This is a genomic window from Flavobacterium sp. 2, assembly GCF_049949195.1.
Lineage (GTDB): Bacteria > Bacteroidota > Bacteroidia > Flavobacteriales > Flavobacteriaceae > Flavobacterium.
The window spans coordinates 995,248-1,010,347 of the sequence record NZ_CP188206.1; the positions used below are offsets into that span (position 1 = coordinate 995,248).

The 15,100-nt window shown below is 37.3% G+C and carries 6 protein-coding genes; all 6 read right to left on the reverse strand.

Annotation, left to right across the window (positions count from 1 at the left end):
* Positions 1-10 precede the first annotated feature (10 nt).
* Positions 11-943 carry a PorP/SprF family type IX secretion system membrane protein gene (locus ACNFIH_RS04120; protein WP_426485612.1) on the reverse strand — a complete coding sequence of 311 codons (933 nt, stop codon included), beginning with the start codon at positions 941-943 and terminating at the stop codon, positions 11-13.
* A 47-nt stretch (positions 944-990) separates the two neighbouring features.
* On the reverse strand, positions 991-12,135 hold the full coding sequence (locus ACNFIH_RS04125; protein ID WP_426485613.1) for a gliding motility-associated C-terminal domain-containing protein: 11,145 nt from the start codon (positions 12,133-12,135) through the stop codon (positions 991-993).
* Positions 12,136-13,332: 1,197 nt separating this feature from the next.
* A complete protein-coding gene (locus ACNFIH_RS04130; protein WP_426485614.1) occupies positions 13,333-13,806 on the reverse strand; it encodes a DUF6495 family protein in 474 nt (157 codons plus the stop codon).
* Positions 13,807-13,936: 130 nt separating this feature from the next.
* Positions 13,937-14,377, reverse strand: coding sequence for a 50S ribosomal protein L9 (gene rplI, locus ACNFIH_RS04135; RefSeq protein ID WP_035648232.1), 441 nt, complete (start codon positions 14,375-14,377; stop codon positions 13,937-13,939).
* Positions 14,378-14,446: 69 nt separating this feature from the next.
* Positions 14,447-14,743, reverse strand: a complete 297-nt coding sequence (gene rpsR / locus ACNFIH_RS04140) for a 30S ribosomal protein S18 (protein ID WP_002987043.1) — start codon at positions 14,741-14,743, stop codon at positions 14,447-14,449.
* 5 nt (positions 14,744-14,748) lie between these two features.
* Positions 14,749-15,090: a 30S ribosomal protein S6 gene (rpsF, locus tag ACNFIH_RS04145; RefSeq protein WP_026729424.1), complete on the reverse strand. Its 342-nt coding sequence runs from the start codon at positions 15,088-15,090 to the stop codon at positions 14,749-14,751.
* Positions 15,091-15,100: the final 10 nt, after the last annotated feature.

A 15,100-nucleotide genomic window follows, 5' to 3' on the forward strand; every position in this document is an offset into this window, starting at 1 on the left:
GGTTTTAGATTTAGAAGAATCGAGGAGATTTGATTTTACTTTCGCCTTTATTGAACTGATAACGCAGAATGATTTCGTGCGATCCGTCGTTGTATTTATTCAGATCACTGACTGTGTAATCGAAAGCATATCCAACATAAAAACTTTTAGAAATCTGAAAACCAGCCAAGATGCTCACAGAATCATCTGTTCTGTATGAACCTCCTATCACAAACTTTTCAGCAATCATAAAATTCGCCGATATATCAGCAGTAAGTGGAGCCCCACTTACTGCTTTCACTAAAAATGCAGGTTTGAATTTTAAATTTGGATTCAAATCAAAAACGTAACCTCCCATGAAATAATAATGCAAACGATCATAGTCGATGGATTCCTGAACATCATCGTAATAACTGTTTTCGATGAAACTAGGAACTGAAGCTCCTACATACCATTTATCAGTATAGTAATAGATTCCGGCTCCAACGGCTAATTTTGCCTGATTGTCGATATTTTGGTTTAGCAAAACATCGTTCGGATCGTAATATCTCCCTTTTGACCAATCTACATTCAGCATTCTCATACCTGCTTTCAAACCGAAGGCTAATCTTTTTTCATATCCAAGCGGAATTGAATAAGAAAAGTTTCCGTCAAGATAAAGTTCATTTGATGGACCAATTTTGTCATTGACAACGCTAAGTCCTAAACCAACTTTCTCGTTTCGAAGCGGTGCGTGAATTGAAAAAGACTGTGTTTCTGGTGCTCCAGAAATTCCAACCCATTGTGAACGGTGCAAAAGTGTTGCTTCTAATGTTCCGGTAGACCCAGCATACGCTGGATTTACCGCCATTGTGTTGTACATATACTGCGTGTACTCAGGATCTTGCTGCGCACTGGCACAGACTGTGATAAAAGAGCATATTAGAATAAAATATGCTTCTAATGATTTTATATATAGTTTCATAACGATACTTATTTAGTTTAATTAATTAGATGATTAACATTGTCTGCTTATCTCATTATAGATAACCATCCTTTTTTAACCGTTCCGTCTCCAATGTCTATCACATAAAAATAAGTACCTGTTGGCAGCATATCTCCTCTACTAATAACTCCAGATACATTCGCAGTTCCGTTCCAATCATTTTCATAATGTTGTTTACTGTAAACTAACGCGCCATATCTGTTGTATACTTTCAATTCATTATTTGGATACGATTCTATACAGTCAATTCTAAAGAGATCATTAGCTCCATCATTATTTGGAGTGAACTCATTATAAACTGTTAAACAAATTGGTTCGACTGAAACTGAAGCCGAGTTGTTTGCTGCGGAAACATCTAAAGGAGTTGATATTTCAATAGTTGCAACAGATAAATAATCAGTACCATGAACTACTTCGGCAACAATTGTAAGCACCACGCTCTGACCAGCATTTAGCGTTGGAATTGTCCAAAGCTGTGTTGTTGGATCAAATGTTCCTTGAGTCGTGCTTGAACTTATAAATTCATAACCATTAGGCAATAAGTCGCTTACAAGTGTGTTTATGAAATTTCCTTGTCCAACATTATTTACTGTTACTGTAAATGTTATCTGCTCACCAAAATTTGGAGTTGGATTACTCACTGTATTAGTAATAGTTAAATCTGAACAAGTTGCTACTGTAACATTTAATGTTTTAGTAGTTGTTTCATCGCAAGTGTTGATGTATGTAACTTTTACTTGACCAGAACCAATATCTGACCATGAAATTGTCACATTTCCATCAGCAGTTCCTCCGCCAGAAATAATTGTTCCATTGGTAACTGACCAAACATAATTTGATTTACCATTTGCTACTGAATAAGTTACACCTTGGAAAACACATGGAGTATCGTCGCTTGTTGTAATTGGAACCAAAGCATCATTTTCAAAAGCAATTGTGATTCCTAATCTTGTTGCGCTTTCACATCCATTTGTTGTATTGGCAAGAGCCGAAGCATAGTAAGTTCCAGCAGTTAATTGTGTATTTGCAGCTAAAGGTGTTCCGCCCGTTGCAGAAGAATACCATACTACATTTGGTTCATTTACTAAGATATTAGCAAGTGTTGGCAATTTTGACAAACAGAATGTTTGTGTCGTTCTTGGTGTTGTAATCACTCCTGGAGTATTTACATTTACCACAACTGCCAAACGTACTGGATTCTCACAACCTATTGCACTTGAAACAGCTCCGTAATATGTTCCTGTAGTCAATGCTGTTGCTGCTGGAATTGCTGTTCCTCCTGTTGCTGTACTATACCAAACTACATTTGCTTCATTAACCTGAATATTAGCAACTGTTGGTGTATTTAGTGTACAGAAGTTCTGAACTGCATTCGTTGTTGTTGGTGTCGGACTTGGGTTTGTTACCGTAACCGTAACCTGTAAACGAGTTGAACTTTCGCATCCTGTTGCTGGGTCAACAATATTTCCAAAATAAATACCTGTTGTCAAAGCAGTTGTCGCTGGAATCGCTGTTCCTCCTGTTGCTGTACTAAACCAAGTAACATTGCTTTCGTTTACCTGTATGTTAGCAATAGTAGGCGCTGTTGTTGAACAGAAGCTTTGCGATGCGTTAGTTGTAGTCGGATTTATTGTATTTCCAACAGTCACATTAACTGCCAATCTTACACTACTTTCACAACCTGTTACCGGATCTTTTATAGCTCCGTAATATGTACCATTAGATAAAGCTGTTGTTGCTGGAATTGCTGTTCCGCCTGTCGCGGCACTGTACCAAACTACATTTGCTTCGTTCACTTGGATATTGGCAACTGTAGGTGCATTTCCAGAACAGAAAACTTGAGTTGCATTTGTAGTTGTTGGAGTTAATGGATCTGTTACGTTGATTGTAACGCTTAATCTTGTAGCACTCTCACATCCTGTTACTGGATCGTTTATTGCTGCAAAATAAGTTCCGTTAGTCAATGCCTGAGTTGATGGAATCAATGTTCCTCCAGTCAAAGCTGTATACCAAACGATATTTGTTTCATTGAATTGAACACTTGCAAAAGTCGGTGCGTTAACCAAACAGAAATTTTGTGTGCCTGCTGTTAGCAATGTCGGTGTTCCTGGATCGTTTACGTTTATTGTCACACTCAATCTTGTTGCACTTTCACATCCTGTTGCAGGATCACTTATTGAAGCGAAATAAGTTCCGCTTGTCAATGCCTGAGTTGATGGAATCAAAGTTCCTCCTGTCAAGGCAGTGTACCAAACAATGTTTGTTTCATTGAACTGAACACTTGCAAAAGTGGGTGCATTAATCAAACAGAAGTTTTGTGTTCCTGCTGTCACTAATGTCGGTGTTCCCGGATCGTTTACATTTATTGTTACGCTCAATCTTGTTGCGCTTTCACATCCTGTTGCAGGATCGCTGATTGAGGCGAAATAAGTTCCGCTTGTCAATGCCTGAGTCGATGGAATCAAAGTTCCTCCTGTCAAAGCTGTGTACCAAACAATGTTTGTCACATTGAACTGAACACTTGCAAAAGTCGGTGCATTAATCAAACAGAAGTTTTGTGTTCCTGCTGTTACTAGTGTCGGTGTGCCCGGATCGTTTACGTTTATAGTCACGCTCAATCTTGTTGCGCTCTCGCATCCTGTTGCTGGGTCGCTGATTGTTGCAAAATAAGTTCCATTTGTCAATGCCTGAGTTGATGGAATCAATGTTCCTCCTGTCAAGGCAGTATACCAAACAATGTTTGTTTCATTGAATTGAACACTTGCAAAAGTCGGTGCGTTAACCAAACAGAAATTTTGTGTTCCTGCTGTTACCAATGTCGGTGTGCCCGGATCGTTTACATTTATTGTTACGCTCAATCTTGTTGCGCTTTCACATCCTGTTGCAGGATCACTTATTGAAGCGAAATAAGTTCCACTTGTCAATGCCTGAGTTGATGGAATCAAAGTTCCTCCTGTCAAAGCAGTGTACCAAACAATGTTTGTCTCATTGAACTGAACACTTGCAAAAGTCGGTGCATTAATCAGACAGAAGTTTTGTGTTCCTGCTGTAACCAATGTCGGTGTTCCCGGATCATTTACGTTTATTGTTACGCTCAATCTTGTTGTGCTTTCACATCCTGTTGCAGGATCACTTATTGACGCGAAATAAGTTCCGCTTGTCAATGCCTGAGTCGATGGAATCAATGTTCCTCCTGTCAAAGCAGTATACCAAACAATATTTGCTTCATTAAACTGAACACTTGCAAAAGTCGGTGCATTAATCAGACAGAAGTTTTGTGTTCCTGCTGTCACTAATGTCGGTGTACCCGGATCGTTTATGTTTATAGTCACGCTTAATCTTGTTGCGCTCTCGCATCCTGTTGCAGGATCGCTGATTGTGGCAAAATAAGTTCCGTTAGTCAATGCCTGAGTCGATGGAATCAATGTTCCTCCAGTCAAAGCTGTATACCAAACAATGTTTGTCTCATTAAACTGAACACTTGCAAAAGTCGGTGCATTAATCAAACAGAAATTTTGTGTTCCTGCTGTTACCAATGTTGGTGTTCCTGGATCGTTTACATTTATTGTTACGCTCAATCTTGTTGCGCTTTCACATCCTGTAACTGGATCACTTATTGAAGCGAAATAAGTTCCGCTTGTCAATGCCTGAGTCGATGGAATCAAAGTTCCTCCTGTCAAAGCAGTGTACCAAACAATGTTTGTCTCATTGAACTGAACACTTGCAAAAGTCGGCGCATTAATCAGACAGAAGTTTTGTGTTCCTGCTGTTACTAATGTCGGTGTTCCCGGATCGTTTACGTTTATAGTCACGCTCAATCTTGTTGCGCTTTCACAACCTGTTGCAGGATCACTTATTGAAGCGAAATAAGTTCCACTTGTCAATGCCTGAGTCGATGGAATCAATGTTCCTCCTGTCAAAGCAGTATACCAAACAATATTTGCTTCATTAAACTGAACGCTGGTAAAAGTCGGAGCATTAACCAAACAGAAATTTTGTGTTCCTGCTGTTACTAGTGTCGGTGTGCCCGGATCATTTACATTGATTGTTACGCTTAATCTTGTAGCGCTTTCACAACCTGTTGCAGGATCACTTATTGAAGCGAAATAAGTTCCATTTGTCAATGCCTGAGTCGATGGAATCAATGTTCCTCCAGTCAAAGCTGTATACCAAACAATGTTTGTCTCATTCAACTGAACGCTTGCAAATGTAGGTGCATTTACCAAACAGAAGTTTTGTGTTCCTGCTGTTACCAATGTCGGTGTTCCTGGATCATTTACATTTATTGTTACGCTTAATCTTGTAGCGCTTTCACATCCTGTAACTGGGTCGCTTATTGAAGCGAAATAAGTTCCGCTTGTCAATGCCTGAGTTGATGGAATCAATGTTCCTCCTGTCAAAGCAGTGTACCAAACAATGTTTGTCTCATTAAACTGAACGCTTGCAAATGTTGGAGCATTAATCAAACAGAAATTTTGTGTGCCTGCTGTCACTAATGTCGGTGTCCCCGGATCATTTACATTTATTGTTACGCTTAATCTTGTAGCGCTTTCACATCCTGTAACTGGGTCGCTTATTGAAGCGAAATAAGTTCCGCTTGTCAATGCCTGAGTTGACGGAATCAGTGTTCCTCCTGTCAAAGCTGTGTACCAAACAATATTCGTTTCGTTGAATTGAACACTTGCAAAAGTCGGAGCATTAATCAAACAGAAGTTTTGTGTTCCTGCTGTTACCAATGTCGGAGTTCCAGGATCGTTTACATTTATGGTCACGCTTAATCTTGTTGCGCTTTCACATCCTGTTGCTGGATCGCTGATTGTTGCAAAATAAGTTCCATTAGTCAATGCCTGAGTAGATGGAATTAAGTTTCCTCCTGTCAAGGCATCATACCAAACAATGTTTGTTTCATTAAACTGAACGCTTGCAAATGTAGGTGCATTTACCAAACAAAAGTTTTGCGTTCCTGCTGTTACCAAAGTTGGTGTTCCTGGATCGTTTACATTAACTGCAACTGCCAAGCGAACACTACTCTCACAATTAGTAACTGGATCTTTTGCTGTGGCATAATAGGTACCCGTAACTAAAGCGTCAGTAGATAACAAAGGCGTTGTAGAAGTATCTGTGCTATACCAAACCACATTTGATTCATTTACCTGAATATTTGCAACCGTTGGATTATTAATTAAACAAAAATTCTGAGTAGAATTTGTTGTCGTTGGTGTATTCGGATCACTTATAATAATTACAGCATCTTGTAATGTTCCTGCAAGATTTTCACAAGTTGTATCACTCGAAACAGCAACATAATAAGTTATTGGACTCACTGCACGTGTTAAACCAGTAACCGTCAAGACTCCTGTTGAACTTACTGTATAAGTTACACCTGCTGGTGTTCCATTTACAAGAGGAGTTTTGCTTGCATCTGCATACCAAGTGAAAATAGGATTTGTCAACGTTGGTGCAGTTGGCGTTAATGATGCAGTAACACCATTACATACTGTTAAATCATCAACTACAATATCAGTTGCTACTGAAGGAGGTAAAATAGTAAACGTTATTTGTTTTCTATCCGCTTCAGCCGTTTCACAAAATTCATTTGAACTAACACCAACAAAATAAGTATAAGTTCCTGGAATTAAACCATTCACTATCAATGATGGTCCTGTCGCGCTGGCTACTGGCTGGCTTACACTTCCATCAAATTTATACCAATGAAAAACTGGATTCGTAAACGTGCCCACTAAACTTGTGGCTAATGTTACAGTTCCTGAAGGTGCACAAATCGCAGTTGCTGCAGCACCATTTAAAGTAATATCTGTCAATGTAGGTTCTGGGCTTGTTGCTCTAACTTCAACAGTAACTTCGCCTCGGGTCATTGCCTCACAACCGTAACGCACTGGCTGAACATAATATTTATAGATACCTGCCGCTAAAGTTGCCGGAACAGTATAAGTAATACCACTCGCTACAATTGCTCCTCCCGTAGGTGAATCATACCAAACATAGGTTGAACAAGCTTCTTCTGGTATTTGAAGTGTAACGGTGCTTCCCGGACAAACTGTAACCTTATTATCAGTTCCTCCGCCTATAACCGAAGTATTAGCAACGCGCTCTACTGTGTGAACTCTTAAGAATTCTAAAACACCTGCTACTCCGCCAAAACGGATTCTCACTCTATCATACGATTCTGTTGGAGAAGATACCAACACCATTGCCATAGTATTGGCAGATAATAATTTCAAACTTAATAATGTACTATTATTTTGAATAGGAGCTCCAACCGCAACGTTTCCTAGATAACGCTGAATGGTAAAACCAGTTAACAAATTAACATTCAATAATGTTCCTGGTTTTGAAATCACTATTCTTAATGTATCACTTACAACTGACGGCGTTTTGAATTGAACTGTCATATCTGCTGCTGCAAGAGCACCAACACCGCTATACATTGTAGCAAAAGTCGTAACATCATTATCAGCTATGTTCCAGGCATCACTTACTCCAACTGTCGCAGTTAACGCTCCTACAGGAAGCCCTAAATCAGTTGTTCCATAAAAAATATCCTGAATATCTCCTGGTGTACAGGTTACTGTAGCAACAGATTTATTATAATATGCTTCATAAACTTTAGTGTTTTGAGCAACACTTAAAACTGCACCTGACACAATTCGGATTCCGTCGTAATCCTGTGGGCCTGCAGCATTTGAAGGTACAAAAGTATACTCATAAGCATTATCTCCCGGAAGCACATTCAATAACGCTCCTGAAATAGATTGCAATGTACCGATATCAGCTCCAGCTTTAGTTCCAATTACTGAAACGCCCTGTGCTACTCCTAATACACTATATTCAGAACCTAATTTAATAGTTACTGGTGTTCCTTTTGCAATATTTGAAGGCCAAGTTAAGTTTTGCCAGGTTGTACCAATTCCTAAAAGCCCAACTCCAGTAACAATTGTTGAAAATGTTTGTGGGTTTCCATCAATAGCATTTGGCCCATTTGCCACACCTCCCGTAATAATTGATCCTGAACTTTGTCCAGTTGCATATACTCTTTCAGTTAATAATTGGCAATTGTCTGGATCTTTAACATTTATAGAAAGTGTTCCTGTAACTGAACATGTTCCTAATGTCGCTACAACTGTATAAGTATAAATTCCAGGAACATTAAGCGCTCCTGTGTTAAACGGAGGTCCCGCGATTGCATTTCCTTGTGGATCATACCAAGCTAATGTACCTGTTGAAGTTGCATTCAGCGTAACATTGGTGCCTTGAGCTACAGACTGTGCAGGATCGACAGTCAAGCTTGGCAGCGTATTAATTGTCACTGTTACTGCTTGTTTTGCAGATGGACAATCGAATCCGCTACCTTGAGCCTGAATTGAGTAAACACCACTAATCGTTATATTCGATGCTGCTTCGTCTGTCATAATTGCATTTGAAGGATCGAAAAAAGTATAAGTTGTATTTCCGCTAGTATCAAGTGCTGTAATCGCATTTTTTAAATTAGCACTTCCACAAGCAACTAATGGCGATGTTACTGCCAAAGTTGTAGTAGTTGCCGGGAAATTAACAACGACTGGTTTTAAAGTATTTATTGCATTATCACAGCTTGCTGTATTCCCAACAGCGATATAATAAGTATAAGATACTCCTGAAGCAAGTCCGCTTATAGTAAGTGCTCCTGTTGATGCATCTTTAGAAAAAGTAATTCCAGGCTGAGCAACAACTGTTGATCCTGTAATAATTTCTTGCGTTTTAACCTGATCTGTGTAATATTTAAATTGTGCTCCCGCTAAACCAGAAGTTGGGTTCAAAACAGCTGTTCCATCACAAGAAGATGTTACTGGACTTGCAATAGTAATATCTGCTGCAACTGATAAAGGCAACACTGTTACTGTTACTGGCTGACGAACACTATTTATACACGTACCGCCTCGAACAGCTTCAATATAATAGGTTTTAGAACCTGTTAAAGGTCCTGTTGTATAAGTGTTTGTGTTTGAAACCAAAGCTAAACCTCCGCTAGGAACGTCATACCAGCTAAGTATATCTCCTCCTGTAGTTGAAGCTGTCAATGTTGCAGATGCTCCTGAACAAATTGGTGAAGATGCTCCAGTGATTGTAGCTTCTTTATATCTAAATGAAGCTCCATAAATATCTAATTCACTTAATACCGAAAGCACTCCTCCTAGTCTAACTTGCACACCAGTGAAATTTGCGCCTGCTGCAAAAGTAGCTCGGAAACGGTTTCCACCTAATAACTGTACATTTAGTAATGAATTAATAGCTGCACCATCTCCATTATCAGTTCCTCCATTATAACTTTCTAAAGTAATATAAGAAAGGGCACTTACGTCTAAAAGTCCGGTTGGTAATCCAAGCTCAACTTCTATTATATCACCTGCAAAGCCAGAGCTCGCAAAATCTAATCTTTGTTGCACATAGCCAGCTACTCCAACAGGATTTTGAAGAGTAGTTGCAGTACTATTATCACCGTCAACAGATAAATTAGCAGTTCCTAAAGCAGCTCCACAACCGACACAAGCAATACCGCTTGTTGAAATGGTTTGTGCATTTGCCTGTAAACATGTAGTTACTGGTGCTGGTGGCGTTACAACAACATTGATTATTGTTCTTGATGCACTAACGCAATTTGAGGCGTTTCTTGCTTCAATATAATACGTTTTGTCTGCTGTTAAAGCTGGACTTGGAGTATAACTTGGATTATCCGTCACCAACGCTGTTCCTCCTGTAGCCACATCGTACCAATCATAAGCGATACCTGCCACAGGGTTTGAAACTTGCAAAGTAACAACTTGTCCTGAAGGAATAATTACTGTTGAAGCAGCCACAGTTGGTGGTGCTGGAAGTGGATTAACAGTTATACTGGCTTGCGCTCTGCTTGAAGTAGTACAGCTTCCAATTACTGATTCAACATAATAACTTGTTGAAGAAGTTAAAGCTGGAGTTGTAAAGGTTGTTCCTGTAAACAATAAATTTCCAGCTGTTGCTGCATCGTACCAATTATAAGTGGTACCTGCAACTGGAGACTGAACTGTTATTGTTGTAGATTGTCCTTCACAAATACTTGAAGAAGCTGCTGCCACTGTTGCCACTACAGGATTATTTACCGTAATTGGCACAGCATAACGCACACTGTTAACACAACCATTTCGAGTTACTTCTGTCCAATATGTTGTATCAACAGTTAAATTTGGTGTGGTAAAAGCTGCAGTACTTGCCAATGAAGCACCGCCGGTGGCTGCAGAATACCAATTAACGGTTTCTCCAACAGCAAGGCCTGCAGTTAATACTGTATTTTGTCCACTACAAATATTTTTATTTCCAGTAACATTTGTTTCACCATAATGGTAGCTTGCCTGATAAATATCCAAGCTCGTTAATGCTGATACTAAACCACCTAAGCGAACTTCAACTCTGTCAAAATTTGCTCCTGCAGTTATACTAGCTCTAAAACGATTTCCTCCTAATAGTTGAACACTTACTAAGTTATTTATCGAAACTCTGTCATTATTAAAAGTGGCTCCATTATATGTTGCTAAACTTATATAATTCAATAAACTTAAATCTAGAACACCGCCCGGCAACTCCAATTCAACATCAACAATATCACCCGCTTTTCCTGGATTATTAAATTGCAATGTTTGCTGAATCCATCCATTTATTAAACCAACTGGCACGGTCAAACGTGCCGCAGTATTAATATCTCCGTCAACAGACAAATCTGGATTTGTACTGCTACATAACAAACAAAGACCATTAATATTAGTTTGTTGACTATTTGCTTGTAAACATCCCCCAAGCGGAGTACTCACTACGTTCACTGTAATTGGAGTTCTGGAAGCACTTACACAACCACCAGTTGCACTTTGAGTTTCTACATAATAGGTTTTTGTAGCAGTTAAAATCGGAGTTGTGAAAGTTGAGTTATTTGTTGCAAGAGCTGTTCCGCCTGTCGCTACATCATACCAATTCAGCGTCACTCCAGGTTCAGATGTTGTAGCATTCAAAGTGGCATTTTGTCCAGATTGAATGGTTACATTTTGCGTCAAAGCACTAGCCGCTGCCGGAACCGCAACCGAAACTACATCTACCTGAGCTCTGGTTGGACTTATGCAACTTCCAATAACAGCTTCTACATAAAAAGTAGTTGTTCCAATAGGAACTGTAGGAGAATACGAAGTTCCCGAAGCCAATATTGTTCCGGCAGTTGGTACTGAATACCAATTATAAGTTGTTCCCGGAATTGCATTAATTAATGATAAAGTAGTTTGTTGTGTTGCTCCTGAAGAACACACAGCAGTCCCCGAAGAACTAATTGCCGGTGCAACAGGATTAGACACATTAACAACCACTGGCACACGATTGTTGCCTTCACATCCTCCTGCTCTTTCTACACCAATATAATAAGTAGTACTAGCAGTTAAAGTTGGAGTAACCAAAGTATTTCCAGTTGCTAACGCAGTTGTAGAAGATGCTGAACTATACCATGCTAAAGTTGTTCCTGCTACTGGTGTAGCAGTTAAAGTCGTTGAAGTTCCAGAACAAATCGTCTGATTTAAACCACCTGTTACAGTTGGTTTTGCAAAATCAAGACGAACATCATAAACTCTTAAGTTAACAAGTAGGCTTAAAAGACCACCTACCTGAATTTGTACTTGATTGGCGTCGCCAGGAACTGTATATCGGACTTCTCCAATAGCATTTCCAGATAACAAACTTAGGTTCAAAACTGGGCTGTTAAGCGCCACTCTTGGACCTACATCTGTTCCTGAAAGTTTTGTTTGAATTGATACATTGGATAATAATCCAACATCAAGCAAACCATTCCCTGTACCTAAATAAAGTACAATTTCGTCTCCTGCTTTCACGGTCTGATTCAGCGTCATGGTCTCTTCAACCACACAAAGAAGTCCGACCGCATTTTGCAGAGTCGCAAATGTCGTTAGCCCCGGATCGTTGTCATAGGCCAACGTGGGATTGCTTACATCTAAACCTACACACAATAAGCCTCCCTGACTGTTTGTTTGTGACACTGGTCTACAAACAGTCTGAGCAAAAGCATTACTACATAATAGGAATAAAAATAATAGCCCCAATAATCTCTTCTGAATAATGAGATTACAAAAAGTAAAGATTTTTTTCATAATTTGGAAGATTAGAAAATGGACAATAAAATACCTGTTGCGATAAGCACGAATGCTTAGGCAATTTTAAAAAACGTTAATAATCAACTAGTTAAAACAAAATATAAAGTATTTGGGGCTAACTTTAAAATCTTGCTACATTAAAAAAAATAAATTAGGGTAGACATTTTTATGTATACCAAAGAGTGCTCTTATTCATCCTGAATAAAAAATCCCTCAAAACTTTTAGGAAATACTGATCTAGACCAATCTTCCTGATGAAGTGATTTGTTTGCTGCATAATTTTCAATTAAGAAAATTTAAACGTTATGTTGTGGGGGAATAAAAAAATACTGATTCAATATCGCAAGAAAGCTGATTAGACTATCTAGATTTTTTTTATAAGATTAAAAAAATTGAAACAGTGTTTAATAAATAATTATTTATCGCATTCGCTAAAAATTAAACACGATAAATCATCATTTATTAACCTAGCCGCCAACTGGGCAATGATAATAAATGAATGTCTCGATTATGATTTTGAAATAAACTTAGATTTGAATAGAAAGAAATTTTGCGAACAAATTTCGCAGCATTAAATAAAGCAAAAATAACTTGAACACCTAATGCAAACTTGATAATGAGAGTAATTGTCAATTCCATACGCATATAATTAAGTTACTTAAAACATTTAGGCAAATATTTTCTGTCAAAGCAAAAAATTAAACAAAACACTGTAAAAATAGGTTTATCAAAACAGGGCCAAATTATTTTGTTTAACATTTCTATATCAAAAATAAATAAAATAAAAACAAAAAACAATCTAATATTCTCATTTTTTTTCATGCAAGAAGCAGTTTAAAAAACAAAAAAAGCTAATAATATAAGAAAAAACCTTGTTTTTACTACAAAAAACGCACTTTATGAAGTGTGTGAAAAATACGTTTATTTAATGTTAAATTTAAAAACTGAAAGAAAAAACTTATATTAAATATATTTCAAACGATATAGTTTTAACAATAAAGACAAAAACATCTACTAAACCAAATATTTAAAAGCTAAAATCTTAAAATATTGAGAAATCTTAAATAAATGCGTAAAAGTACGTGCCCATAAAAATTTTAAACATTAAACAAATGTTAAAAAATTAAAAAAAGGCTAAACAATTCAAGACAAACTGTTTAACCTTTTAATTCTTTTTTTAATGGATTTTGCTATCTACGATTCTATAATCGTATTAATCTGTTTAAATAATTGTCCATCACTCAAAAAAGCACCTTGCTGAATTAATTCAAAAATAGAAACGTTTCGATCTTCAGTAAATACTTTTTTACCCACTTTCATTTCAATTGTTTCTGTAAACATATTATCACTCAACCATTGCAAACCTTCTTGAGTCAAAAAATCAGTTTCCGGTACTAACGACTTCAATACTATAGATTGAACATGGGTTTCAAAACACTGAAATAAGAAAATATGATTTTTAGAAAAATGCTCCAAGAATTCAGCTCTAGACAAAACACCTTCCCAGATCAAATCTGAAAAAACATCTAATTCCTGTTCGGCAACTTCAGGTTTATTTTCTTTAAGAGAATCCCATTCTGCTTTATCAATTGCTTGTGTCGCCAAAAAACTGGCAAATTCAGCATGCAATTCATCAAATTGCTCTTTTGTTAATCTTGCGTATTTCATTTCACTCTATATTTTACGCATTAAGTCATAAACCATACATATCTGCATACAAACAACTTAAAGTCTAATTTATTTATTGTAAAAAAAAATCCCGATTTTCATCGGGATTTTTATATAGTTTTTAAAACTATTACTTTTCAGCAACAATTTCGTAAGCTAATTCAACGATTACATCTCTGTGTAAACGAACTGTAGCATTGTATTTTCCTAAACGTTTTACAACACCGCTAGTGATGAATTTTCTATCGATAGCATTACCAGATTTCTCTAAAGCTTCAGCAATATCGATATTAGTGATAGAACCAAAAAGTTTCTCTCCACCAGCTTTTGCAGTAAGTTTAATTTCAAGAGCTTTTAAAGTTTCAGCTAATGCTTTAGCATCAGCAACAACTTTAGCTTCTTTGTGTGCTCTTTGTTTTAGGTTTTCAGCTAAAACTTTTTTAGCAGAAGGAGTTGCTAAAGTAGCAAAACCTTGAGGAATTAAAAAGTTACGACCGTAACCAGGTTTTACAGATACTACATCATCTTTAAACCCTAGGTTTTGTACGTCTTGTTTTAAAATAATTTCCATGTTGTTGTCCTTATATTTTAGAAGTTAGGTTCTGATCAAGCAGAAACCAGCGACTAGATTTTTTTTATACTATTTTAATAAATCGGCCACGTATGGCATTAAAGCTAAGTGACGAGCTCTTTTTACAGCTACAGAAACTTTTCTTTGGTATTTTAATGAAGTTCCAGTTAAACGACGAGGAAGAATTTTTCCTTGCTCATTTACGAATTTCAATAAGAAATCAGCATCTTTATAATCGATGTATTTGATTCCTGATTTTTTGAAACGGCAATACTTTTTAGTTTTGTTAGTTTCAATGTTTAAAGGCGTTAAATATCTGATATCTCCGTCTTTTTTTCCTTTTGCAGATTGTTCGATTGTAGACATAATAATTACGCTTTAGTAGATTTTAATTTAGCTCTTCTTCTCTCCGCCCATGAAATAGCATGTTTATCTAAACTTACAGTTAAGAAACGCATAACTCTTTCGTCACGTCTAAATTCAGTTTCAAAAGCTACAAGAACTTCTCCAGCTACTTTGAATTCGAATAAATGGTAAAAACCACTTTTTTTGTTTTGGATTTCGTAAGCCATTTTTTTCAGACCCCAATCCTCTTTCGATACCATTTCAGCTCCTCTACTAGTAAGAAATTCTTCAAATTTCGTTACTGTTTCCTTCACCTGAACCTCAGATAAAACGGGATTTAAAATGAAAACAGTTTCATAATGATTCATAAATACAATA